The 24,768-nt window shown below is 54.6% G+C and carries 26 protein-coding genes; 20 read left to right on the forward strand and 6 right to left on the reverse strand.

The genetic code is table 11. The annotated features are described in order from the left end of the window. Positions 1-23 precede the first annotated feature (23 nt). The 5 genes from H6868_01965 to H6868_01985 are packed head-to-tail and all read left to right on the forward strand — an operon-like array spanning position 24 to position 3,861. On the forward strand, positions 24-890 hold the full coding sequence (locus H6868_01965; protein ID MCB9988081.1) for a kinase/pyrophosphorylase: 867 nt from the start codon (positions 24-26) through the stop codon (positions 888-890). Further along, on the forward strand, positions 874-1,713 hold the full coding sequence (locus tag H6868_01970) for a shikimate dehydrogenase (protein ID MCB9988082.1): 840 nt from the start codon (positions 874-876) through the stop codon (positions 1,711-1,713). The genes H6868_01965 and H6868_01970 overlap by 17 nt, the downstream gene beginning before the upstream one ends. Beyond that, the gene (locus H6868_01975) at positions 1,710-2,309 is read left to right on the forward strand and encodes a dephospho-CoA kinase (GenBank protein MCB9988083.1); all 600 of its coding nucleotides are present in this window, start codon (positions 1,710-1,712) and stop codon (positions 2,307-2,309) included. Before H6868_01970 ends, H6868_01975 begins: the two co-directional genes overlap by 4 nt. A 7-nt stretch (positions 2,310-2,316) precedes the next feature. Further along, positions 2,317-3,324 (forward strand): lipid A deacylase LpxR family protein, encoded by a 1,008-nt coding sequence (locus H6868_01980; protein ID MCB9988084.1) that lies wholly within the window; start codon positions 2,317-2,319, stop codon positions 3,322-3,324. Between the two features lie 9 nt (positions 3,325-3,333). After that, a complete protein-coding gene (locus H6868_01985; protein ID MCB9988085.1) occupies positions 3,334-3,861 on the forward strand; it encodes a Smr/MutS family protein in 528 nt (175 codons plus the stop codon). Positions 3,862-3,866: 5 nt separating this feature from the next. Here the strand turns inward: H6868_01985 and H6868_01990 are convergent, their stop codons facing one another. Together H6868_01990 and H6868_01995 are read right to left on the reverse strand one after the other, a co-directional pair. Beyond that, positions 3,867-4,067 carry a hypothetical protein gene (locus H6868_01990; protein ID MCB9988086.1) on the reverse strand — a complete coding sequence of 67 codons (201 nt, stop codon included), beginning with the start codon at positions 4,065-4,067 and terminating at the stop codon, positions 3,867-3,869. 86 nt (positions 4,068-4,153) lie between these two features. Further along, positions 4,154-5,113, reverse strand: coding sequence for a M23 family metallopeptidase (locus H6868_01995; GenBank protein MCB9988087.1), 960 nt, complete (start codon positions 5,111-5,113; stop codon positions 4,154-4,156). Positions 5,114-5,212: 99 nt separating this feature from the next. On the opposite strand from H6868_01995, the gene H6868_02000 reads away from it, so the two are divergent. Continuing rightward, on the forward strand, positions 5,213-6,220 hold the full coding sequence (locus H6868_02000) for a hypothetical protein (GenBank protein MCB9988088.1): 1,008 nt from the start codon (positions 5,213-5,215) through the stop codon (positions 6,218-6,220). Here H6868_02000 and hslU read toward each other — a convergent pair. After that, positions 6,200-7,507 (reverse strand): ATP-dependent protease ATPase subunit HslU, encoded by a 1,308-nt coding sequence (gene hslU, locus H6868_02005; GenBank protein MCB9988089.1) that lies wholly within the window; start codon positions 7,505-7,507, stop codon positions 6,200-6,202. The two genes, H6868_02000 and hslU, sit on opposite strands and share 21 nt — an antisense overlap. Before the next feature lie 168 nt (positions 7,508-7,675). Here hslU and H6868_02010 point away from each other — a divergent pair, with 168 nt between their 5' ends. Further along, positions 7,676-9,307: a SulP family inorganic anion transporter gene (locus H6868_02010; protein ID MCB9988090.1), complete on the forward strand. Its 1,632-nt coding sequence runs from the start codon at positions 7,676-7,678 to the stop codon at positions 9,305-9,307. Here H6868_02010 and hslV read toward each other — a convergent pair. Further along, positions 9,304-9,861, reverse strand: a complete 558-nt coding sequence (gene hslV / locus H6868_02015) for an ATP-dependent protease subunit HslV (protein MCB9988091.1) — start codon at positions 9,859-9,861, stop codon at positions 9,304-9,306. The genes H6868_02010 and hslV overlap by 4 nt on opposite strands. A 195-nt stretch (positions 9,862-10,056) precedes the next feature. Here hslV and H6868_02020 point away from each other — a divergent pair, with 195 nt between their 5' ends. Next, a complete protein-coding gene (locus H6868_02020) occupies positions 10,057-10,935 on the forward strand; it encodes an amino acid ABC transporter substrate-binding protein (protein MCB9988092.1) in 879 nt (292 codons plus the stop codon). 203 nt (positions 10,936-11,138) lie between these two features. After that, positions 11,139-11,690 (forward strand): GNAT family N-acetyltransferase, encoded by a 552-nt coding sequence (locus tag H6868_02025; protein MCB9988093.1) that lies wholly within the window; start codon positions 11,139-11,141, stop codon positions 11,688-11,690. Here the strand turns inward: H6868_02025 and H6868_02030 are convergent. Further along, positions 11,687-12,046, reverse strand: a complete 360-nt coding sequence (locus H6868_02030) for an aspartate 1-decarboxylase (GenBank protein ID MCB9988094.1) — start codon at positions 12,044-12,046, stop codon at positions 11,687-11,689. The two genes, H6868_02025 and H6868_02030, sit on opposite strands and share 4 nt — an antisense overlap. Before the next feature lie 58 nt (positions 12,047-12,104). On the opposite strand from H6868_02030, the gene H6868_02035 reads away from it, so the two are divergent. Then, positions 12,105-12,473 (forward strand): histidine triad nucleotide-binding protein, encoded by a 369-nt coding sequence (locus H6868_02035; protein MCB9988095.1) that lies wholly within the window; start codon positions 12,105-12,107, stop codon positions 12,471-12,473. On the opposite strand, the gene H6868_02040 is transcribed toward H6868_02035, so the two are convergent. Beyond that, a complete protein-coding gene (locus H6868_02040; protein ID MCB9988096.1) occupies positions 12,470-13,039 on the reverse strand; it encodes a hypothetical protein in 570 nt (189 codons plus the stop codon). The genes H6868_02035 and H6868_02040 overlap by 4 nt on opposite strands. A 162-nt stretch (positions 13,040-13,201) precedes the next feature. Here H6868_02040 and H6868_02045 point away from each other — a divergent pair, with 162 nt between their 5' ends. The 10 genes from H6868_02045 to H6868_02090 all read left to right on the forward strand — a co-directional run bounded on the left by H6868_02045 (position 13,202) and on the right by H6868_02090 (position 24,754). Beyond that, positions 13,202-14,707, forward strand: a complete 1,506-nt coding sequence (locus tag H6868_02045; GenBank protein ID MCB9988097.1) for a YifB family Mg chelatase-like AAA ATPase — start codon at positions 13,202-13,204, stop codon at positions 14,705-14,707. A 122-nt stretch (positions 14,708-14,829) separates the two neighbouring features. Continuing rightward, complete coding sequence (locus H6868_02050; GenBank protein MCB9988098.1) at positions 14,830-15,762, forward strand: hypothetical protein; 933 nt, start codon at positions 14,830-14,832, stop codon at positions 15,760-15,762. A 96-nt stretch (positions 15,763-15,858) separates the two neighbouring features. Further along, complete coding sequence (locus tag H6868_02055) at positions 15,859-16,764, forward strand: DUF1311 domain-containing protein (GenBank protein MCB9988099.1); 906 nt, start codon at positions 15,859-15,861, stop codon at positions 16,762-16,764. A gap of 146 nt (positions 16,765-16,910) precedes the next feature. Beyond that, positions 16,911-17,951: a GGDEF domain-containing protein gene (locus tag H6868_02060; protein ID MCB9988100.1), complete on the forward strand. Its 1,041-nt coding sequence runs from the start codon at positions 16,911-16,913 to the stop codon at positions 17,949-17,951. Between the two features lie 41 nt (positions 17,952-17,992). Further along, complete coding sequence (locus H6868_02065) at positions 17,993-20,212, forward strand: UvrD-helicase domain-containing protein (GenBank protein MCB9988101.1); 2,220 nt, start codon at positions 17,993-17,995, stop codon at positions 20,210-20,212. 211 nt (positions 20,213-20,423) lie between these two features. Next, on the forward strand, positions 20,424-21,440 hold the full coding sequence (locus tag H6868_02070) for a hypothetical protein (GenBank protein MCB9988102.1): 1,017 nt from the start codon (positions 20,424-20,426) through the stop codon (positions 21,438-21,440). Between the two features lie 11 nt (positions 21,441-21,451). Next, on the forward strand, positions 21,452-22,399 hold the full coding sequence (locus H6868_02075) for a complex I NDUFA9 subunit family protein (protein MCB9988103.1): 948 nt from the start codon (positions 21,452-21,454) through the stop codon (positions 22,397-22,399). Between the two features lie 75 nt (positions 22,400-22,474). Further along, positions 22,475-23,440: a peptidylprolyl isomerase gene (locus tag H6868_02080; GenBank protein MCB9988104.1), complete on the forward strand. Its 966-nt coding sequence runs from the start codon at positions 22,475-22,477 to the stop codon at positions 23,438-23,440. Between the two features lies 1 nt (position 23,441). Then, entirely contained in the window at positions 23,442-24,272 is an 831-nt protein-coding gene (rsmA, locus tag H6868_02085; protein ID MCB9988105.1) for a 16S rRNA (adenine(1518)-N(6)/adenine(1519)-N(6))-dimethyltransferase RsmA, read from the forward strand. 50 nt (positions 24,273-24,322) lie between these two features. Further along, a complete protein-coding gene (locus tag H6868_02090) occupies positions 24,323-24,754 on the forward strand; it encodes a hypothetical protein (protein MCB9988106.1) in 432 nt (143 codons plus the stop codon). The last annotated feature ends 14 nt before the right edge of the window (positions 24,755-24,768 follow it).

Raw genomic sequence — 24,768 nt, forward strand, 5'->3', positions numbered from 1 at the left:
TTCATTGCTAGGATGGCGCTGTTATGAGCGAACCATCCGAAAAAACGGCGCAGACCTTTTACCTTCACCTTGTATCCGATGCGACCGGAACAACGCTGCAGGGGCTTGCCCGCGCGTGTCTGGCCCAGTTTGACGGGATTGATCCGGTCGAACGGTTCTGGCCCATGGTCCGCACGGAAAAACAGCTTGAGCGCGTAATCGAGAACATCGCCGAACATCCCGGCCCTGTCTTGTTTACGCTGGTCGATCGGACCCTGCGCCGGAAATTGCAAAAGCGCTGTGAAGCGATGGGCGTGCCGTCCATGTCGGTTCTTGATCCGGTCATCAAGGGGCTGTCTTCTTATCTCGGCCTGCCGAGCAAGGGCATTCCCGGCCTGCAACATGCGCTGGACGATGCCTACTTTGCGCGGATTGATGCGATGGATTTTGCCCTGTCATTCGATGACGGCCAGAATTTGCACGGCATAGAAGACGCCGATGTTATTCTGGTGGGTGTGTCCCGCACGTCAAAAACGCCGACCTGTATTTATCTGGCGCGACGCGGCATCCGGGCAGCGAATATCCCTTTATGCCCCGGCGTCCCGTTTCCGGAAAAAGCCCTGTCATTGAAAAAACCGCTCTTTGTCGGTTTGACCGAAGCGCCGGACCGGCTGGTGAAACTGCGCCGCACCCGTTTGACGGAAGACGGCACCCACATTGTGCATGACGACAATGACTATCTGGATGTCGAGCACGTCGAAGAAGAAGTCCGTGATGCCCGGCGCCTGTTCAGCAAGCATGGCTGGCCGGTTATTGACGTTACGCGGCGTTCGGTTGAGGAAACCGCCGCCGAGATTATGTTCTTACTTCAAAAAAAGAAAGAAGACGGCGAGAATGCCGGGAAAAAGTGAAACAATAAAAGCCGCCGTGATCGGCCATCCGGTCGCCCATAGCCTGTCGCCGCTGATTCATGCGCACTGGATCGGGCAATACGGTCTGCACGGCTCTTACGAAGCGCTGGATATCGCACCGGACAATCTGGTCGCCGGCGTGCAGGAATTGGTTGATGGCGGCTATACCGGGTTCAATGTCACGATCCCGCATAAACAGGCGATTATGAAGTTGTGTGCGGAAATCGATGAAACGGCGCAGGCGATCGGCGCGGTGAACACGGTAAAGATTGACGGTGCGGGCAGGCTTTATGGCCGGAATACCGATGCGTTCGGCTTTATAGAAAACATTGTCCAAACCGCCCCCGATTTTGATTTTACATCTGGCCCGGCCTTGATTTTCGGCGCGGGTGGCGCGGCGCGGGCGCTGGCCTACGGCTTGAAACAGCGGGGCGTTCCCGAAATTCGCATCACCAACCGCACCCGGGAAAAAGCCGAAGAGCTGGCTGCGGATTTTGATCTGGACGTGATTGACTGGGATGACCGGGAAGCCGCTATGGAGGGCGTGGATCTCCTGGTGAATTCAACGGCGCTGGGGATGACCGGGAAGCCGCCTTTGACGGTTAGTTTGGGGGTATTGCCGGAAACGGCGCTGGTCTGCGATATCGTGTATAAACCCCTGATGACCGATTTGTTGGCACAGGCGCAGGCCCGCAGCAACCCGGTCGTTACCGGGCTGGGGATGTTGCTGCATCAAGCTCGCCCGGCTTTTGAAGGCTGGTTTGGCATGTTGCCGGAGGTGACGCCCGGCTTGCAGCAAAAAGCACAGGAGGCCGCTCGATGATTATTCTCGGCCTCACCGGTTCGATCGGCATGGGAAAAAGCACGGCGGCGGCGATTTTGCGCGATATAGGTGTGCCGGTCCATTGCGCAGACGAAGAAGTGCACAGGCTTCTGGCTGCGGGGGGGCAGGGCGTCGCGCCGGTGTCCGCCTTGTTCCCGGATAGTTATGACCGGGCCACAAAGAGCATCAACCGCGCGTGTCTGGGGTCCGAGATATTTGGCGACCCGGACAAGCGCAGGCAACTGGAAGACATCCTGCATCCGCTGGTTCATGAGGGACAAGACCGCTTTTTGCGACAGCAACAAAAACGAAGAACGAAAATCGCCGTTCTGGATATACCGCTTTTGTTTGAAACCGGGGCGGAAACGCGCGTTGATTATACGCTGGTGGTGAGCGCGCCGCCCTTTATCCAGCGGCAGCGCGTTTTATCCCGGCCCGGCATGGACGCGCAGCGGATGAATGCAGTTATAGCTGCCCAGATGAGCGATGCTGAAAAACGCGGACGCGCCGATTTCATAGTACCGACCGGAAACGGGCTGGCCTTTACCCGGCGGACGCTGGCCGGTATTTTACAGCAACTCTTAAAACCGGTATGAGCGCGCCATGAGAAAATCCCTCATATTTTTAGTTATCGTGTTGTTTGTTCTCCCCGCCGGGGCGCAAGAAGCGCAAGAGACACAGGAGGAGTCAGCACAATTCTGGACGCTGGCGATCGAAAATGATTCTATCGGTGGCGGCACCGATCATAATTACACCAGCGGCGTGCGGCTCAGTTATTTTGATGTCGGGGCCGACTTCCCCGATTTTGCGTATAATCTGGCCGATCATGTTCCGACTTTCTCAATAAACGAAACGTCCAGTATCTTTTATACGGCGGGGCAAAACATCTTTACGCCCAACGATATCCGCAGCCGGACGCAAGATCCGAAAGACCGGCCGTGGGCGGCTTTTCTCTACGCTTCTATGGGGATGGCGACCCTGACGAGCAATCACGTTGACGAACTGGAAGCGACACTGGGCGTCGTCGGGCCGTGGGCGCTGGGCGAACAGGCGCAAAAATTTGTTCACCGCCGTATAACCGATAGCCCGAGGCCCAGAGGCTGGGATAACCAGTTGAAAAACGAACCGGGGGTTATTTTGTCATGGCGGCGGCGCTGGCCATGGAAGTTTTCTCACGAAACGCACGGCTTGCTTTTCAGTGCCGGGCCTCATATCGGGGTTAGTCTGGGGAATATCTATACCTATGCGGATACGGGGCTGGGTTTCCGGATCAGCCCGGCCAGTGATCGCTGGGAAGATACGCCGCTGCGGGTGCGTCCTGCCATGCCTGGTACGGGGTATTTCGAAAAACCCGAAAACGGGCTGGGTTGGTATATTTTTGGCGGCGTTGATGGCCGGGCCGTTGCTCGCAATATTTTTCTTGATGGCAACAGCTTTCGTGACAGTCACAGCGTCGACAAACTGCCATTGGTCGGGGATGCCAATGCCGGGGTGGCGTTTACGCTGGGCCCGGCGCGGCTCAGCTACACGGTGGTTTACCGTACCCGCGAATTTGACGAACAATCCAGCGGCGATGTTTTTGGTGCCGTCAGCCTGTCTTACCGGTTTTGAGGGGGGTGAATGAGCAGCGATGATGAAGAAGGGCTCTGGGCGCATGTTATACGGACCATCACTCCGCTCCATAAAGACGGGACGCCCGATAAAATAACGCCGGAAAGGACAAAATCGCCGCCCGCGCCGCGGAAAAAAACATCGGTAAAAATGCCGGTTCCCACACCGGATTCCGGCGGCGGCCAGCAAACAAAATCACCGCCTAATCCGGGGCTGGATCGCCGCAGTGAAGAGCGCCTGCGCCGCGGAAAAATGGCGATAGACGTGCGGCTGGATTTGCATGGAATGAAACAGGACGAAGCGCACGCGGCTCTGGACCGGTTTGTCATGGCGAGCTATGCGCAGGGTCAGCGCTGCCTTTTGGTTATTACGGGCAAAGGGCGCTCGCAGGGCAGTGAGGGGGTGTTAAGGCGCCGGGTGCCGCAATGGCTTTCGATGGCGCCTTTCTCGGAAATTGTATTACGCGTAATACCCGCCCGCCCCCAGCACGGCGGCGAGGGGGCGTTATATGTGTTGTTGCGGCGTAAACGCGGTTAAAGCGCTTATTTTTTACCGAGAGCCGAGAGCTTTTTGGCAATCAGGAAGCTGAGCGGGGCGGCTACAACAGCGCCAGCGGCGGCGACCGGCAAAATCAGCGTCATCTGCTGATCGGCCAGCGACGGCGTCAACAATAGCGCGAGGACAAAAAGCCCCATTACGGTCGGTGCCAGCATAATCCAGATTAAAATACCTACTTTTCCCATAGTCTTTTCCTCCTTTATCAGAAAAGGATGATATACCTCAACGCGTTAATTATAAAGGAAAACCGGATGCGTTTCCAAGGAGGTTTTTAGCGAACGTCTATAGCCTTACGAAGGGAACGGACTAACGGATTTCCTGTTTGATCGACCCGCGTCCATGTCAGGGTACCGACGTATTCGCCGGGTATAAAGCTGTCTTCGCTGCGTTTGCGTCCAACATAATAAAACTGCCGGGCCCGGGTCCCATCTTGCGTGATATCGCGGCTGGCAAAAAGCGCGCCGACGGGATCGGTAACTTCAATATGGATCTGGTCGCCCTCTGCCGCGCCGTACAGCCCGCCCCAGAAGACTAGTGCTTCGGCGTTCGGGGAAAGGGTGCCGGGGCTGGCCGCATCAATTTTAATAGCCTCGAAATCCGGGGCATGGTCTTTGAACCCTGCCGCATAGAGGAAAACCGGGCTGTACGCGATCTCTTTATTCCACAAGGGATGGGGGAACCCGCCGCACCCATCTTGTTTATTAATGCCCGTGAAGGGATCAACAGTATGGCTTTCGAAGAAAACGCCCAGATGCAGGTGAGGGAATTCCGCCGCGCCCGATTGCCCGGCCTGCGCGATTTTATCGCCGGCTTTGACGGTCTGGCTCGGTTTGACGACAACACTGCCCTGCTTCAGATGGCAATAGATCGTTTGCCAGCCAGCGCCGTGGTCGACCAGAACACCGTTGCCGCATCCTTTGTTTTCCGCCAGCATCGCGGCCATTTCGGCGGCGGTGGGTTCTTTATCCTCGATTTCATCGCGGACACGCAGCACAGTGCCGTCGGCGGCGGCCAGGACATCGACACCCTTTTCCATCGCTACGCGGTCGATCAGGCCGATATCCGTGCCCTGATGGTCGTTATAGGTCCGCGGCCCGCAGGTGAAATCAGCGGCCTTGTCCGAAGGATCGGCATCAACATAATTGACAACAAAGCAATCCTGGCCTAAGTCACAAGAAAGAGGGAAGGCCAGTTTCGGTTGTGCATGGGCGACGTTTGAAAAAACAAACAATAAAACGAAACCCAGAGAAAAGAGCTTTATATTTGACATAATGTAAAATATTGGTTATTTATTTGCTCACTGTGTACCACGAGAGACAAAGATAAAACAATGAGAGAAATAAAAGCAAAACTCAAGGCGACCGGCAAAGACCTTCCTTATCTGTTAAACGCGGATGACGTGGATCACGAAACAAAATGTGATTATGCATGCCGTTGCCCCGATTGCGAAAAAGCCACCTATCATTGGGTACAGGGCTCCGCAGGCCTCCAGAATACAGATCCCAAAAAGCCCTACTGGCGGAGAGATCCCTCCAGTCAGCATGGACAAGGCTGCAAATATGATTTTGAGGCCAAGGCTTCAAAACACCGGGAAACGACGTTTTATGAAGAGGGCTTTTACCATTTACGAGTAAACTTCCCGCTGGGGTCATCGCCGGGGCGCGACCGGTGGGTCAAGGGTCATCTCAGTAAAACGCAAATAGAAGCGGCGCATAACCATACGGATAAACCGGCGGTGTCCAGCATTTCTGCGATGGTTAAATTTCTTGAAAGAGAATTCGACAGCATAGAAGACGATGGTCTTTCAAGTCTAAAGCTGTGGTATCAGGGCGAAGACTATGAATGGAAGGATCTTTTTATCGGATCGGACCAATACAGACAACTGGTTGACGCGGCAACAAGATCGGACAAGCACCTTGATCCTTTGAACTTGCGGCCCCTGTCATTGACGGTCGTGAAACCGACAGCGCGTCATGATCTGGCCTCTTCCAAAGACAAGACAAGAGTTTATTGCGAACCGCAGAGAATATGGCTGCGTACGGGAAAATCACTTACGATCACGCCGCGCCTGACTTTCGAAAATGATAAACTGAGAAATACGCTGGTCATAGACCGGCCGATGCTCGTCAGCAGCCGTCCTTTTTATCCCGCGGCCCAGAGAGCCTTTTTGCGAAACCGTTTGATAAGCGGGGAGCCCCCTTCGAACATTCCTGTTGATCTGTATGTCAGCAATGCCAAGCAATTGGCAGAGATTGATCCGGGTTATTGGCATGCGCCGGAACCCCCGGATCCCCAGATATCCATGGCCTTCAGGTCGTCAAAGAATAAACCGGCTTAAATCCGCATCCTTGGCAAGGTCTGAAACGTTCTTTTTGACCAGGTCGGCTGTGATGATCACGGTTTCGCCGCCGCGGTCGGCGGCGGTAAAGGATATTTCTTCCAGCAGTTTTTCCATGACGGTGTGCAGCCGCCGCGCCCCGATTTGCTCGACGCTCTCATTAACTTCGAAAGCCAGCCGGGCAATCTCGTCAATCGCGTCGTCTTCAAATTCCAGAGTGACGTTTTCGGTGTTCAGCAGGGCTTTGTATTGCAGCGGCAGGCAAGCCTCAGTCTCGGTCAGGATGCGTTTAAAGTCCTCGCGCGTCAGGGCGCGCAATTCCACCCGGATCGGCAGCCGTCCTTGTAGCTCTGCCAGCAAATCCGAGGGCTTGGAGTGATGAAACGCGCCCGAAGCAATAAATAAGATATGGTCGGTTTTGACCAGACCGTGCTTGGTGGAAACCGTTGTGCCTTCGATCAGCGGCAACAAATCGCGCTGCACGCCTTCGCGTGATACGTCGCCGCCCCGCCGGTCTTGCTGTTCGGCAATTTTGTCGATTTCATCAAGGAAAACAATGCCGTTTTGCTCGACCAGATCCAGTGCGGTCGATACGATTTTCTCTTCATCCAGAAGCTTGTCGGCTTCCTCGGTTACCAGAATGTCGTAGGATTCCGCAACGCCCATTTTCTTTTTCTTGCGCTTTTCACCAAACGCCTTGCCGAACATATCGCCGATTGACACCATGCTCATCGAGGCACCGGGCATGCCGGGGATATCAAAGCTTGGCATCATGTCGGATTTGTCGAGGACATCAATCTCGATTTCCCGGTCGTTGAGTTCGCCCTCACGCAGCTTTTTGCGGAAATTGTCGCGGGTGCCGTCGCTGGCGCTTTCGCCGACCAGCGCATCTAAAACACGTTCCTCGGCATAGACCTCGGCCTGCGCCTGTACCGTTTTGCGCAGCTTGTCCCGCGTCATGTGAATGGCGCTTTCGGTCAGGTCGCGGATAATCGATTCAACATCTTTACCGACATAGCCAACCTCGGTAAAGCGCGTGGCCTCAACCTTGATAAACGGGGCTTGCGCCAGCTTTGCCAGCCGCCGGGCAATTTCGGTTTTCCCGACGCCGGTCGGCCCGATCATCAGGATATTTTTCGGATAGACTTCCTCCTGCAGCGCCGGGTCGAGCTGTTGCCGGCGCCAGCGATTGCGCAGCGCCACAGCAACCGCGCGCTTGGCATCGGACTGGCCGATAATAAAACGGTCCAGTTCACTGACAATCTCTCGCGGCGTCAGGGCCGGAATGTCGAGGGGATCCTTGGTGATTTTTGTATTTTCTGTTTCGGTCATGGGCATCATATATAGCGCGGTCAGGATTTTTGACAATGATTTTTGGCGCTTTCAAAAGATGGCCGTTTATTTCCAGACGGTGGCGGTGTAAAATCATCTCTGTTCACGGAAGGAAAACACGCCTTGAATCTCTTCTCTCATCTGCGCGGCGATATATTTGGCGGCATGACGGCGGCGGTCGTCGCGTTGCCGCTGGCGCTGGCCTTTGGGGTGGCATCGGGCGCCGGGCCGGAGGCCGGGCTATACGGCGCGATTGCGCTGGGTTTCTTTGCCGCTTTGTTCGGCGGCACACCGACCCAGATTTCCGGCCCGACCGGGCCTATGACGGTTGTCATGACGGGTGTTCTGGTTACTATGCAGGTGCATCCCGGCGCCGCTTTTGCAGCTGTAATTTTGGGCGGATTGTTCCAGATATTGTTCGGCTACTTAAAACTGGGCCGTTATATTTCTTACGTGCCCTACCCGGTGATTTCCGGGTTTATGAGCGGTATCGGCCTGATTATTATCATTCTCCAGCTCCCGGTATTTCTGGGGTATGACGGCGGCGGCCCCGTTGTCGATACCCTGAAAGGTCTGACCCGTGAATTCACGGCGCCTTACGGTCATGCGCTGGCTGTGGGCCTGATCGCTTTGCTGGTTGCAATCTTTATGCCGCGCCGCTGGCGGGCATTTTTACCCCCGCCGCTGGCTGCTTTGATCGCGGCGACTCTCGCGGCATATTTCCTGTTCACCGAGGCGCCGACGCTGAACGCCGTTCCTGCCGGCCTGCCGTCGCTGATGTGGCCGTCCTTGAGCGGAGAGCTATTATCATCCATTCTGGGAGCAGCGCTAACACTGGCCATGCTGGGCACAATCGACAGTCTTCTGACCTCTCTTGTTGCCGATAACTTCACCCGCACCCGCCATAACCCGGACCGGGAACTGGTCGGGCAGGGAATCGGCAACATAGCGGCGGGCCTGATCGGCGGTCTGCCCGGCGCGGGCGCTACCATGCGGACCGTTGTGAACATCCGCGCAGGGGGCCGCACGCCGCTCTCGGGGATGGTTCACGCCGTGGTGCTTCTGGCCTTCGTCATGGGGCTGGGCGATCTGGTGCAATATATCCCGCGCGCCGCACTGGCCGGTATTTTGCTGAAAGTCGGCTGGGATATCATCGACTGGTCGTTCTTACGCCGCCTGGTGGAAGCCGGGTTCAAGGGCGCTGACCGGCAGGCGATTGCCGTGATGCTGACCGTAATGGTTCTAACCGTGACGGTTGACCTGATTATGGCGGTCGCGGTCGGCATTATCATGGAAAGCCTGATGACCGCCCGCCGTCTGGCCACGCACCAGATTGACGACGTGCAGTTTGTTGCGGCCGGCGGCAAGAGCGATGTGCGTCATAATTTGACCGAAGGCGAACAAGCGCTTCTCGATCAGGCAGGCGCGGATTTGCTGCTCTTGCGCTTTACCGGTCCGCTCAGTTTTGGCACGGCGCGCGATCTGGCCGCGCGGATGGAGGGGCTGAACGAAGGGTATAAGGCCGTCGTTATCGACCTGACCGATGCGCGGATGATGGATATCAGCATTATGGTGACGCTGGCCGATATGATCGGAGAATTAAAAGACAAAGGCTGCCGCCTTTATGTCGGGGGCATGAAAAACGCCATTGCGCCGATGCTGGCCGCCCATGGTATCCTGAAAAAAATCCCGACAGCCAAACGGTTTGACACACGGCGCGCCGCGCTTGAAAAGGCTGTCGGAGACCTGTCCTAAAGCTTTTCAATGACAATATTGCCGTTGGTGTAAACGCAGATCCCGGCTGCGATCTCCAGCGATTTGCGGGCGATGCTTTCAGCGTCCATGTCGTTCCGGTCGATCAGGGCGCGCGCCGCTGACAGGGCATAATTGCCGCCGCTGCCGATTCCGATAATGCCGTCTTCAGGCTCGACGACATCGCCGTTCCCGGTCAGGATCAGGGAGTTTTCCTTGTCACAGACAGCCATCAGGGCTTCCAGCCGCCGCAAATATTTATCCATCCGCCAGTCTTTGGCCAGCTCGACACAGGCCCGTGCCAGTTGCCCCGGATGGGCTTCCAGCTTGGCTTCCAGTCGCTCGAACAGGGTAAAGGCGTCAGCCGTCGCCCCGGCAAATCCGGCGATAATCGCGCCGTCCTTGCCCAGTCGCCGCACTTTTTTGGCGTTGCCCTTCAGGACCGTGTCACCCATCGATACCTGCCCGTCCCCGGCGATCACCACGTCATTCCTCTTGCGCACGGCAAGGATCGTTGTGGAATGCCATTTCTGCGGGTTCATCAGCTCATCAGCCATAATGCAATTCTCCTTTGCCTCCTTACATGGCGGGAAACAGATAAAAGGTCAAGGCCTATGCCCTCTGGACAAGGGAAGATGTTTGGAGTCACAATAAGCGAAAAACTTGATATTATACATAATATTATGATAGAACAGCGGACATCAAGATTAAGAGATTAATAACGGTCCGGGCCATATCCGAGGAGGTTATTCATGGATAAACGCGAATTTTTACAGATGTTGGGTGCGGGGGCTATTGCCGGTACCGCGGGGGCATTGATGGCGGTACCGATGTCCGGCCCGGCCCCGGAAGAAAACCGCAGTCGGGACAAGGAAACTTCGTTTGAGCGCATCCAGCGTACCGGCAAAATCCGCTGTGCCTGGGCGACCTATGAACCGGCAACCATCGTTGATCCCCTGACAAAAAAAATGAGTGGTATTTACTACGAGATTACCAATCTGGTCGGCGAATATCTCGGCTTTCCGGTTGAATGGACCGAAGAAGTCGGTTGGGGAGAAATCATACAAGGGTTCAAAACGGGCCGGTACGAACTGTTCGGCAGTTCTCTGTTTCCAACGCCGCAGCGTTCGGTCGCGGCTAATTTTTCCAATCCGGCCTACTACAGCCCGATCTATGTTTATGTGCGCGCTGAGGACAAACGGTTTAACAGCTATGACGACGTTAACCAGTCCAATGTTCGTATCGCCTGTCAGGATGGTGATGCCATCGATTCAATGATAAAAATAAGCTTTCCGCGGGTACATCGGGTTTCCCTGCCGCAAATGGCCCAGACAAAACAACGCTATTTTGAAGTTCTGACCGGTAAAGCCGATGCGACTCTGGATGAGCCCGTCGTTATGGACAAATTTATCCGGGAAAATCCCGGCTCCCTGAAACGGATTGCGATACCAAATCCGTTCCGCATTCTGCCCGCGACGCTAATGTTCAACGATGACGACTGGCGTTTGAAAAAGATGTTCGATACAGCCATGTTTGAACTTTATAACGCGGGTATTCCACAAAAGATCATCGAAAAATATACAGGACGACCGGATTCGTTTTTGATGCCCAACGATCCGTTCAAACTTTAAAAATTTTCCACCGCTTCGTCCTTTTATTTCCGCGCGATCCCCGGATTGCTGCGCCGCAAGGTCATGTTTTATTCACTTTTTTGTGATTGAATCATAAGATAACCACGCTAGTTAAGATAAGATAATTCTATGACCGCCCTTCAAGGCGGCGAGATTGTCTATGAAGGGAACAGGTGCACCCCATGAGCGAACACACAAGCATAATGCCCGCTGGTCCGGCGGCCAGCGTTGAGCTGGTAACGGAATTATCTCCGGCCGATATGAATGATTTATGCGACGCCACCGACGCCGCGATTGAAAGCGGCGGGGGGTTTGGCTGGGTTCATCTGCCGGCGCGGGAAGTGCTGGAATCGTATTGGAGCGGCGTGATTACCGTGCCGGCGCGGCTGTTATTTGTCGCACGGCTGGACGGCGTGATTTGTGGCACGGCGCAGGTTGTTCTTCCCCCGAAAAACAACGAAGCCCAAAGTTTTGCCGTAACTTTGACAACCAATTTCGTAGCGCCTTGGGCGCGGAAATACGGGCTGGCGCGCATGTTGATCGAGGAAGTCGAGAACTGGTTGCGTAGTAACGGCTACGGCGTGATTAATCTGGACGTTCGTGAAACGATGACCGCGGCTATCGCGCTCTATGAAGGCATGGGCTATATCTGTTACGGAACGCACCCATGTTATGCGCGAATCGATGGCAAGATTATTGCCGGGCGCTGCTATTATAAAATGATTGACCCATCACTGGGCGCGCAGGATAACTAAAGCGTTTCCTTGATGGTATTCGCGCCGCTATTCATCAAGAGGATTGTCGGTTTGTGGGCGCTGGCTTCGGCCTCTTCCATCCGGGCAAAGGCGCAGATAATTACAAGATCGCCGGGCTGGACCAGCCGCGCCGCCGCACCGTTGACCCCGATAATACCCGATCCGCGCGGCCCTTCAATCGTGTAGGTCGTAAAGCGCGCGCCGTTATTGATATCAAGAACATCGACCTGCTCATAGGGCAGGATACCAGCCGCATCCAGCAGGTCGCGATCAACCGTGATCGAACCTTCATAATGAAGATCGGCCTGCGTAATCGTTGCCCGGTGGATTTTGGCTTTGAGCATTGTTAAGATCATGGCTAACTACATAATGTCCAAAAGTGGAAATTGCAAATTTTTTGAGAAAGGCCCGGCAATGACAATTTATGACGACAGCAATGTCTTCGCCAAAATTCTGCGCGGCGATATCCCGTGTGAAAAAATTTACGAAGACGATCATGTGCTGGCTTTCCCGGATATTAACCCGCAGGCGCCGGTACATATCCTCGTGATTCCGAAGGGGCAGTATGTCTCCGTGATGGATTTTAGCGCCAACGCCCCGGCGGAAGAGGTCAAGGCGCTGTGGGCGGCGGTGGCAAAGATTGCGACCGATCAAGGTCTGGCCGCCGATGGTTTCCGTACCATTGCCAATACGGGCGTGAACGGCGGCCAGGAAGTGCCCCATTTCCATGTTCATATTCTGGGTGGAAAGCGGATCGGGCCGATGGTGTCGAGGGCCGCTTAACGGCGCGTTCCCGGAAAGGGAATGACGTTATCGGCCACTTTTTCGGGATTACGCGACAGCGCCGGCAGGTTGATTTCCTCTAGCCTGATCTGTGCGGCCTCGCTATGAGCCAGCGCTTGCAGGGAGAGGAGTTCGCACAAAATACCGGCCGTATCGTTTTGCCGCATAATCATCGGTTGCGCCGCGTCCAGAATATCGGCAATCGCCTCCAGATCTTCCGGGATATAGACCAGAAGGTCGCGGATTTCAGCATCGCCGATTGAAGCCGTCCGGTTTTTGTTGGCAATCCACAGGGCGGCATATTCCTCGATAATCCGGTCGGTTTCCTTGACCAGCGCCCCGCATAACGGAATGTCCCGGTAATGGCGCGCCACAACCCCCGCCGATAGCGACAGGCACAAAAGCGCCGTATCCGGGGCCATTTCCCCGATCATTTCATGCAGGGTATATTCCGCAACCTCGTCGAAGGCCTCGCGGCCGTCCAGAATGTCGCCCACCACCAGCGGCACGACCAGCTCCAGCGCCAGCATGGCAATATCTTGTTCCCGTAATTCGTTTTTTTCCATGGCTGTAACCGCCCAAGATTATTATTTCACCACCCCCTGTTTTAGGCGGTAAAAGTGAATCACCGGTTAACAAGATCGCCTTTTTTGCGCTTTCCTAAATGCGCCCCCTGTGTAATAAGGAAAAGAGTTCAAGACCTAAGGTTGTCAGGGATGGTTTAATAAATGGTCGCGCGGATTAATACAGTGGCGTTTCAGGGGGTCGATGTCCGCGATGTGGATGTACAGGTCCAGATATCCAACGGCATGCCGGCCTTTACGATTGTGGGCTTGCCGGATAAGGCTGTCGCCGAAAGCCGCGAACGGGTCAGAAGTGCTTTGCACGCCCTCGGTATTTCCCTGCCGCCCAAACGTTTGACGGTAAACCTTGCCCCCGCGGACCTTGCCAAGGAAGGCAGCCATTTTGACCTGCCGATCGCGCTGGGTTTGCTGGCCGCGATGGATGTGCTCCCGAAAGAAGAGCTGGCCGCCTATACCGTGTTGGGGGAACTCTCGCTCGACGGGGCGATTCGGTCTGTCGCCGGGGTTTTGCCCGCGGCGCTGCATGCTTCATCCAACGATAACCCGCTGATCTGTCCGGCGGATTGCGGCGGGGAAGCGGCCTGGGCCGGGGACATTGATATCCTCGCGCCGGGGAGTTTGCTCCAGCTTATCAACCATATCAAGGGCACGCAGGTTATGAACCGCCCGGCTGCCAAGCTGGCCGATGACAATGCCCCCGTCAAAACCCCGGATCTTTCGGACGTGCGCGGTCAGGAAATCGGCAAGCGCGCGCTCGAAATCGCCGCTGCCGGGGGCCATAACCTGATGATGATCGGTCCGCCGGGCTCGGGGAAGTCCATGCTGGCATCTTGCCTGCCGGGTATTTTGCCGCCTTTGACGCCAAAGGAAGCACTGGAAGTTTCCATGATCCATTCGCTGGCCGGGACGTTGCCGGGCGGGGGGCTGATGAAAACGCGGCCCTACCGCGATCCGCACCATTCGGCGTCGCTGCCGGCCCTGATCGGCGGAGGAACCAAGGCAAAGCCGGGGGAAATATCACTGGCGCATAACGGTGTCCTGTTTCTTGATGAATTACCGGAATTCGCCCGCGGCACGCTCGAATCCTTGCGTCAGCCGCTTGAAACGGGGGAAACCCTCGTGGCCCGCGTCCAGAGCCATGTGACCTACCCGGCGCGGTTCCAGCTAATCGCTGCGATGAATCCGTGCCGCTGCGGTTATCTGGGTGATCCGGATCAGGAATGCACCCGCGCCCCGCGTTGCGCGCTGGATTATCAGGCCAAACTTTCCGGCCCGCTACTTGACCGGATAGATATTCAGGTCGACGTGCCGCCGGTTTCTGTCGCTGATCTGGGGGCGGCCAAAACCGGGGAGCCTTCTGCCGCCGCCGCCGCCCGCGTTGCCGCCGCCCGCGATGTCCAGAGGGCGCGCAATAACGGCCAACTGAACGCTTATCTGACCGGGGAAGAGCTGGAAACACTGGCGCCGCTGGAAGACGATGCGCGCGCACTGTTCTTGCAGGCAGCGGAGACATTAAAGCTGTCGGCCCGGGCGTATCACAGACTGTGGCGGGTGGCCCGGACGATCGCCGATTTGGCGGGCGCGCCGGAGACAATCAGTAAAAATCATGTGGCCGAGGCGCTGGGTTACCGGCGGCTGCGAATATCGTAACATATTGATAAATAACGATAGTTATAAAATCTCTAGCAGAAATTTTAACGATATGTTAATTATTTGCCTGTAGGATAAAAGCACAAGAATTATGTATTGTGTGAGGATAAAGGCGTTAGGGCATGTTCGGAGACGCAGGTTATAACAGACATAACGACACGACCCCGCGTGGGGTGATCGCTGATATGTTCGGCGATAAAAGTACTGGATTCACCAGTACGCGTGATCTGTTTGCCGCCAATAAAGCCGGCATGATTGCCAACGGTCCCGCTATGCAAGGGCCGTCAATTTTCAAAACCCGCGAACAAGAACAGACGCAACGGCCGTCCGGCATATCGGTTGAAGGCTCGCTGAAAAGAATTCATGAACTGTCCGGCCAGATAAAAGACGTGCCGCGCCCCAATACGAATAATGTGAATAACGGCACAGGCATGTCGACAAAGCAGATAGCCGAAGCCAATCGGGGGAACCAGCATGTGGCGGGCGCGCTTAAAAAAGAAATAGGCAACCTCAAGGATGCATTGAAAGAAAATGCGATGAACATGACCGCCCGTGCGGATGAATCGCCTGCGGGCATCGAGCCGCAATCCTTTGATGGACAAGACTTTGCAACCAGCGGAAACGATCATTCTCTTATGTCGACGGGTGTGTCTTATGGCCTGTCGACAGTCGCAATGAATGTCGGCTTGTCAGCCCTGGGGTTGGGCGCGGTTGCGCCGTTGGCCAATACGGTCGCCACGATCGGCGCCGGGGTTAGCTTTTTATCCGGGGCGGGCCCAAAGGCGCCAGAGGCAAAATTCAATATGGATGATGCCAATCAAGTCGGCTATTCATTGGAAAATACTTGGGTTCCGGGTATGTCCATGGTCGATAAACTGGAGGCCGGCCTGAAAGACCTGGAGAACAACACGTCTGAAATAGATGATCTTCTGCGTATCCGCGGCGGCAAAGCCATTGAAATCAACAATACCAGGGACCTGGAATTTGCCCAGAAGGCCGGGATCAGAATGACCTACAATTCCGGCGGCTTAATGGTTCCCGGCATGGCGGCTTAACCGGCCTGACCTTTTTTCATTATTGCCTGTTCATATAAACAGGAATTCATTATAGTTTTTCTCGAAGGACTTCACCTGTTTCAGAGGAAAATTCCCATGTCTGTTTTTCGGCCGGTTTTCTGGATTAGCGCTATATTGCTGTGCACCGCCCCTGTAATGGCGCAGGCCCAGCCAACACCATCTTCTAAACCGTTTTCAAACCATTGCGATCGGGCGAAATCCACGGTGGATGTTCTGGAATGTGTCAAAAATCACCACGAAGATACGATGGGCCGCCTGAACAACGTGTATCAAACGCTGATAGCGCCCGCCCCGGAAACATCCGGGGATGAGGCGCAAATGCCGGTTTTGTCTGACGAAGAAAAAGAAGCGCTGAAAACGGCGCAGCAATCATGGATCGCTTACCGTGATGCCGAATGTGGATGGGAAAAGACCCGCGCCGCCGCGCCGGCGCTGGAGCGGATCGACGAGCTTGCTTGCCTGACCGAACTAACGGCGGCGCGGATCGAGCGCTTGTTATTGCTCAAAGGCCGTGCGACCGGCGAAACGCCCCGCGAATTTGGAGAGCGCCCCCGCTGGATGAATGTGGTTGCCGCCGAAAACCCGGATGTTTTCTGGCGTTATGGCAGCGGGCTGGAGGCCGATCTTGACTGCGATGGAACCGCTGAAAATATTATGACGGGCGTTTTGTTCAAAGATCCGTCAAACGGGGAAGCGGCTTCTGTCAGCATGGCACTGGTCATCGCCGGTAATCCACAAACGGGCCGTCCAGCTGCGCATGTGTTGTATGTGCCGGTGGTGCCGGATGAAGCCTCGGCACCAGCTACCGAGCCGTTTTTATGCCGGGCGGCGGTCGATCTGAGTCTTGATGGACAGGAAGCGCCGGACAATGAGGTTTGCCTTGCGATTTTGAAAATTGACGATAAAACATGTCCGCTACTTCAGGTTCAGCGTACGGAAACCGGGTACGGGATTTCAAAAACAGAGAGCCCTGAGCAGTGATAAAACCCGATTGTTGCAGAAAATCCTGAAAAAGCAGGTGTATAATTAATCAAAATGCGGATATATTAAGTCTGGATTAAGGAACATATCTTCATTATAGGAATGGAAACGGAATAAAATTTTTGACCAATCTGGCACAACAACCGATGGAATATACGCACGATAAAGAGCAAGCGGCAACCTATGCCAAAAAGGCATTCGACCGGATCAGCAAGCTCACCATATCGCCAACGCCAGAGATGTATGAACTCTGGTATGTGTACTATGCCAAGTGCAACCCGGAGGTTGTGAAGGAAATTGACGGCGCAGAAAAAGAGCAAAAAAATCTCGATGAAGCTTTTTGCGCTGAGCTTTACCAGCGCTTTCTGAGTAAGGATCGTGGCGAAGAAGCTGTGCGGCGGGCGGGCGCGCAGATCAATGCGACCATCAGTGATATGACCGATGCCGTGCGCGATGTAAAAGATGCGACAACGGAATATAGCGGCAAGCTGGGCGGCGTAAATTCCCAGATCAGCACGATAGAAGACGCCGAACAGCTGCGCGGTATCCTGCAGGTTGTTATGTCCGATACGGAATCGATGCTGGAACACAATATAAAGCTCGAAAAGCAGCTCGATCAGTCGACACTGGTAATGGAAGAGTTGCAGCGCGATCTGGAAACCTTCAGAAAAGAGGCGCTGACAGACGGCTTGACCGGACTGGCCAACCGTAAATCTTTTGATGGCGAAATTGAGCGGATTACCAAGGAAGCCGCCGCGAACGGATCGACATTTACGCTGTTGATGGCAGATATCGACCATTTCAAAACATTCAATGATAATTTCGGACACCAGGTCGGCGACCAGGTTTTGCGTCTGGTGGCCAAGACCCTGACGGATGGCGTCAAGGGCCGGGATATGGCCGCCCGCTATGGTGGGGAGGAATTTGCCATTATCCTTCCGGAAACAAATTTAACGGCCGGCGTCACGGTGGGGAACGCCCTGCGCAAGGCTATGGCTTCCAAGGATGTAGTGAACCGGAATTCCGGGGAAAAACTGGCGCGGATTACCATGTCTATTGGTGTGGCTGAATACGTGCCGGGTGAAAAAACCGCCAGCCTGATCGAGCGGGCCGACGCCGCCCTGTATACCGCCAAACACAATGGCCGCAATCAGGTGGCTGCCGCGCCGACCCCGGCGAAGGCGTAAGGCGCTTTATTTTTCACGGCGAACCCTCTATCTATTAAGGCATGAATAGTTCTTTATCTGAAAGCATGCCGATGACCCCCTCTTATTTTGAAGGTCTGAACCCGCCGCAGCGCGAAGCTGTCGAAGCCACGGAAGGCCCGGTACTGGTTCTGGCCGGGGCCGGGACGGGCAAGACGCGGGTATTGACGACGCGGTTGGCGCACATCCTGCGCACGGGCAAAGCGTGGCCCTCACAGATTCTGGCCGTGACCTTTACCAATAAAGCGGCGCAGGAAATGCGGGCGCGGGTCAGCCAGCTTCTGGATGGACAGCCGGTCGAAGGTTGGTGGCTGGGGACGTTCCATGCGCTGGCGGCCCGGATGTTGCGGCGGCATGCCGATCTTGTCGGGTTAACCTCAAATTTCACGATTCTCGATCCCGACGATCAGGTGCGCCTGATCAAACAGATCATGGAAGCCGAGAATATCGATCCCAAGAAAAACCCGCCCCGACAGGTCATTGCCCTGATCGACCGGTTCAAGGACAAAGGAAAGCGCCCGGAAAACCTGTCGATGAATGACGTCGGCGAAGCGCTAGACGGGCGGTTGCTGGCGATTTATCGCCGCTATCAGGCACGGCTGAAAGAAGTCAACGCCTGTGATTTCGGCGATCTGCTTTTGCACATGATTACGATTTTCAAAAATCCTGAAAACGCCGATGTTCTGGCTGATTATCACCGCCGGTTCAAATATGTTCTGGTGGACGAGTATCAAGACACCAATGTGGCGCAATATTTGTGGCTGCGCTTGTTGGCGCAGGGCGCGAACAATGTCTGCTGCGTTGGCGATGATGATCAGTCGATCTATGGCTGGCGCGGCGCGGAGGTCGGGAATATCCTGCGTTTTGAGAAAGATTTTCCCGGCGCGAAAATTATAAGACTGGAGCAAAATTACCGCTCGACAGGCCATATTCTGGCCGCAGCCAACGCCGTAATTGCCCAGAATGAGGGGCGGCTGGGCAAAAATCTGTTCACCGCCGATGATGAGGGTGAAAAGATCATCGTGCGGGGGTTATGGGACGGCATGGCCGAAGCGCGCTGGGTTGGTGAAGAGATCGAAGCCCTGCAGAGCAAAGGCTGGTCGGCCGACCGTATGGCGGTTCTGGTGCGGGCCGGGTTCCAGATGCGGGCGTTCGAGGAGCGGTTTATCCAGCTCGGTATCCCGTACCGGGTGATCGGGGGACCGCGTTTTTACGAGCGGCTGGAAATTCGCGACGCGCTGGCTTATCTGCGGGTAATTTCCCAAAGCGCCGATGATCTGGCGCTGGAGCGCATCATCAATACCCCCAAACGCGGCATCGGTGATACAACGGTGCAAAAACTCTACGCTCACGCGCGGGGACAGGGGATCAGCCTGTATCAATCCATTCAGGATATCATCCAGACAGACGAATTAACGGCCCGCGCCAAAAATCCGCTAATAACCCTGATCGACCAGTTCGAACGCTGGCGCTCTTTGCTGGATACGATGAAACACACGGAGCTGGCCGGGATGGTTTTGGAAGAATCCGGCTATCTGACGATGTGGCAAACCAGCAAGGAGCCGGATGCGCCGGGCCGGGTGGAAAACCTGAAAGAGCTGGTCACAGGGATGGCGGAATTTGAAACCCTTCCGGCCTTTCTGGAGCACATCGCACTGGTCATGGAAAGTCAGGATAACACACAAGGGGCGCACGTGACGCTGATGACTTTGCACGGGGCTAAGGGGCTGGAATTTGACGCCGTATTCCTGCCGGGCTGGGAAGAAGGGTTGTTTCCCTCCCAGCGTTCCATGGACGAACATGGTATCAAGGGACTGGAGGAAGAGCGACGGCTGGCATACGTGGGTATTACTCGCGCCCGGCAGCGCGCCTATATTTCTTTTGTGGCCCAGCGCCTGATGTACGGCAACTGGATCAGCGCCATTCCCTCACGCTTTGTCGATGAGCTACCCAAAGATCATGTCGAGGTGAGCGCGGATACAGGGCTGTCCGGGGGATCGGGACGCTCCCAGCATTGGGATAGCAGTGGGTTCCAGCCGCGCCCGGCAGCCCCTAAGCCCGTGATCGCCGAGCGCAAATCCATTAATAATCAGGGCATGGAATTTATACGCGGCAGCCGGGTTCATCATGATAAATTTGGTCCCGGTACGGTAACACATGTTGACGGTCACAAGCTGGATATCAAGTTCGACCGTGCCGGGCAAAAACGGGTCATGGATAGTTTCGTAACCCTGTCCGGATAGATCTTTTGTGTATAGCCGACAATCATTGTATGGCCGGTTTCGGCCAAGGTCAGTATACTTTCGAATAGAAAATGTTCGCAAAAGGAGAGACAGGATGTTTACGAAAACAAAAGGATTTATAGCAATCCCAACTCTTTTGTTGGGGGGCTGCTTGATCCCGGAGAAAGGGCAGGCTGATGAATTTAGTCCCTCATTATCCGGCGATGTTGTGATCGAATGGCAAAACGAACTGACATACGAATCGGATGATCCAAACAATGAAAAAAATCATTCTTTTTTACGCACGGAAGTCGCACCCTTTGTAGGCCTGACGGAACATTTTTTCGTTGACGGCGTTCTGGTTCTGGAGCCTTTCGATCAAGCTATCGCGGGAAATCCGGGGCACCACGAAGATATCTGGTTTGATAGTGAAGGGGTGTTTGCAGAAGAATTGAAGCTGAATTTTGAGAATGGTCGTTATGCGGTATGGGCCGGGAAATTTAATCCGGCATTTGGTACGGCATGGGATTTCGGGCGCGGTATATGGAGCGAGGATTTTGCGGAGGATTACGAAATCACCGAGCAGATCGGCATAGGTGCCGGGTATATTTTCGGGTCAGAAGATGAAGGCGAACACATAATCTCGGCGGCGACATTTTTCAACGATACGACATTTTTAAGCGACTCTCTGATAACCGCGCGGGAGCGACACGATAAAAAAGACGGCGGCGCCGGAAATACAGAAGATTTCTCTTCTTTTTCTGTGGCGATGGACGGAGAAAACGTGTTCGGCATAGAAGATCTTACCTATCATGCGGCCTATCGTTTTCTGGGCGCGGGCGATGCTGATGGCGTGAACGGCGATGATGAGAGGGGTGTTGCGATTGGTGCGGGCTATGTCTTCCCGGTCAATGATGATCTCGAAATTGACTTGAAAGCCGAATATGCGACAATCGCGTCCTATGGCGGAGTCCGTGACGGGGTCACCGGCAATTTTCACGATCATGATTATCTGTATGGCAGCGTCATTACGCGCTACCAGCAATGGAATCTGGCACTGGGCTACACGGCCCGCAATATTGACCGGGGCAACGGATTTTCTGATATGAACGATCATCTGGTTCAGGTGAGCGGCGGTTATGACTTCAACAACGGTCTGACCGCAGAAGTCGGTTATCGCGGCACAGAGGAAGGCGGCGTTGATTCCGATATGGCCGGATTTTTGCTGCGCTACATGTTTGAATTCTAGGGAAAGACGTTATGAGCTACGAACACAAAGTCGCCACTGTTTTCGGAGGAACCGGATTTGTTGGCAAGCAGGTTGTGCGGGAACTGGCCAACAAGGGCTACACCGTCAAAATCGCTACCCGCGTACCGGAGCGGGGCAACGCCCTGAAGGTTTGCGGGGCGGTGGGCCAGATTGTTCCCCTGCTTTGCGATGGCGGCGTGGAATGTGTTGAGGCGCTGGTTAAGGATGCTGATGTGGTGGTGAACTGTGTCGGCAGCTTGTTTGAGAAACGAAAAAACGGTTTTCACAAGGCGCATGTGGAATTGCCCGAACAAATTGCCAAAGCCTGTAAAAAAGCGGGCGTAAAACGCTTTGTCCATATTTCGGCGCTGGGCGTCGATAAGGCAACCTCAAAATATGCCCGGTCAAAACGGGCGGGTGAAGAAGCGGTTTTGAAAGCATTTCCGCAGGCAACAATTTTGCGCCCGTCGGTTATTTTCGGGCCGGAAGATAATTTCTTTAACATGTTTGCCGAACTGGCGCGGTATGCCCCGGCCCTGCCTTTGATTGGCGGCGGCAAGACGCGATTTCAGCCGGTTTATGTCGGGGATGTGGCCGATGCCGTAATGGCGGCGTTGACGCGGGCGGACGTCACCGGGAAGATTTATGAACTGGGCGGACCGGATATTGTTAACTTCCGTGAAATTTACGAACGGATGTTTTCCTGTACTGGGCGGCCAAGGCCTTTGATATCCCTGCCCTTCTGGGCGGCCAAGGCCGATGCCCTTGTGCTGGAATTTTTACCGACGCCGCTTTTAACGCGCGATCAGGTTGAAAGTTTGAAAACGGATACTATCGTCAGTGAGGGCGCGATGACCCTTTCGAATCTGGGCGTTGAGCCGACCGGGATGGATTTGATCTTGCCCGGATACTTGGCACATTTCCGCCCGGGCGGCCCGTTCGCCCGCGCAGTCGCCTGAGGATTTTTGAAAAGACGTGCATGGATGCCCGGAATTTGCTAAGACCGTTTACGAAAACAAACGCAGGATAAGTAAATGCGGATTCTGATTATATTGCTGATAACCGGTTTATGGGGCACGTTCCTCTGCGCCCCTTCCTTGAGCCGTGCTGAAACAAAACGCTCGGAAAGCATTATTGCGATCGTCAATAACGGCGCAGTTTCCGCATCAGAGCTGGAAGACCGGATGCGGCTGATTATCGTTTCATCCGGGATGCCGGATAACAGGGAAATCCGCGACCGGATGCGGAGCCAGATTTTGGCCAGCCTGATTGATGAACAGATCAAATTGCAGGAAGCGGACCGTCTGGGGATCGAAATCACGGACGAACAGGTCGATCAGGGGTTTATCTCTTTGGCCGAGTCCAACAACATGACCGCGGAACAATTTTCGAGCATCCTGAAACGTGAACACGTATCGCCTTATACGCTGCGGGCCCAGATCCGGGCAAACATGGCGTGGTCGGATGTTGTGCAAAGTGAGGTTGGATCCCACATCGTGATTACCGACAGCCAGGTTGATTCTTTGCTGGCTCGTCTAACGGCCGATATCGGCAAAACGGAATTCCTGTTTTCCGAGATATTTTTGCCGGTGGAGGAACAAAAGGAAGAATCCAACGTTAAACAGCTCGCAGACCGTTTAATCCGGCAGTTATTGCAAGACCATATCCCGTTCCCGAAAATTGCCAGCCAGTTTTCCCAGTCGGCCGGTGCCTCGCGCGGCGGCGATATGGGCTGGGTGCAGCAAGGCCAGCTAGCCCCTGAAATCGAAGAGCAGCTGGCCAAAATGGAAGAGGGCGATTTGAGCCAGCCGATCAGGACTCTGGCGGGCTACCATATCCTTTATTTGCGTAAAAAACGCACGATTGCCGAGGAAACGATCCCGTCTGCCGATGCGCTGCGTCACCGCATGGGTGTGCAGGAGCTGGAGCGGCAGGCACAGCGTTACCTGCTTGATCTGAAATCCTCTGCTTTCATCGAGCACCGCAACCCTGAATCCTGACATGACAGCGCAATGGGATAACCTGCCGCCGCTACGCGATGTCATCGCCAGACACAATCTGCGAGCGGAAAAAAAACTGGGCCAGAATTTTCTGCTGGATGCCAATATCACCGATAAAATTGCCCGGAGCGCCGGGGATTTGTCCGACAAAACCGTATTTGAAATCGGTCCCGGCCCCGGCGGGCTGACCCGGTCTTTGTTGAAAGCGGGGGCAAAGAAAGTAATTGCCATCGAATATGATCCAAGAGCCATTGCCGCTTTGCAAGATTTGGTGGCGGCCGCAGGTGGGCAGTTAACGGTCATACATGGTGACGCCCTAAAGACAGATCTGCTCTCGTTGGCCCCAGACGGGCCACGGGCAATCGTTGCAAATCTTCCCTATAATATCGCAACGCCACTTTTGATCGGTTGGCTACGCCAGACACATGGGGGCCGTGCTTATGACTCTATGACCCTTATGTTCCAGAAGGAAGTCGTTCAGCGCATTTGCGCCGTGCCGGGGGGCCGTGACTACGGACGGTTGAGCGTTTTGTCGCAATGGCTATGTGATTGTCGCAAGGTTTTTGACTTGCCGCCCGGTGCCTTTACGCCGCCGCCCAAGGTGACCTCCAGTATTGTTCAGCTAATCCCCAAAACATTGTCCAACGACCAACCTGATTTCCAGACTATAGAAAAACTGACGGCCGCAGCCTTTGGCCAGCGCCGTAAGATGCTGCGGTCAACACTGAAAGAATATCTGCCCGTGCTGGAACAGGCGGGCATAGATCCGACAAATCGCGCCGAGCAAATCACCGTCGATCAATTCATTAATCTGGCAATGATGTTGACATAAGAGAGTGTCCGCCATACCCTCTAAATAATTAAGAATGATAGGGTGTAATAATGAAAGAAGCGGTTCTGAGGGAATTTGTTAAAGCGGCGACAGGCAGTACCAACTTTGCTTACGACTACAAAAAAATAATGGGGCTGCCCAAGGCAACGATCGAGCGTTATCTCAACTATACGGAGCATCTTTGTTTGGGCCTTCGTGACTCTGAGGGGAAAATAAGCGGCTATTTACATCCTTATCATGAAGATGATGCTGATGTTTTAGTCGAGGCTCTGGGCGGAGATCACGTTGATAATATGGCGATCATGTACCTGCGGAACGACAAGGACGAGGAATTCCTTCGTGGTTCGGCAAAAATGGTGATTATTATTATGAAGCAAAGACCCTCTTTCATTCTTATAAACACGGCAGCGCAGAATATCCTTGAGGAAAAGATACCAAAAAAAGCCGTCGTGCCGGGAAAGCCCGATCTTGCACATAAATAGGGGATATGATTTAA

The organism is Rhodospirillales bacterium (assembly GCA_020638175.1).
GTDB lineage: Bacteria > Pseudomonadota > Alphaproteobacteria > Micavibrionales > Micavibrionaceae > JACKJA01.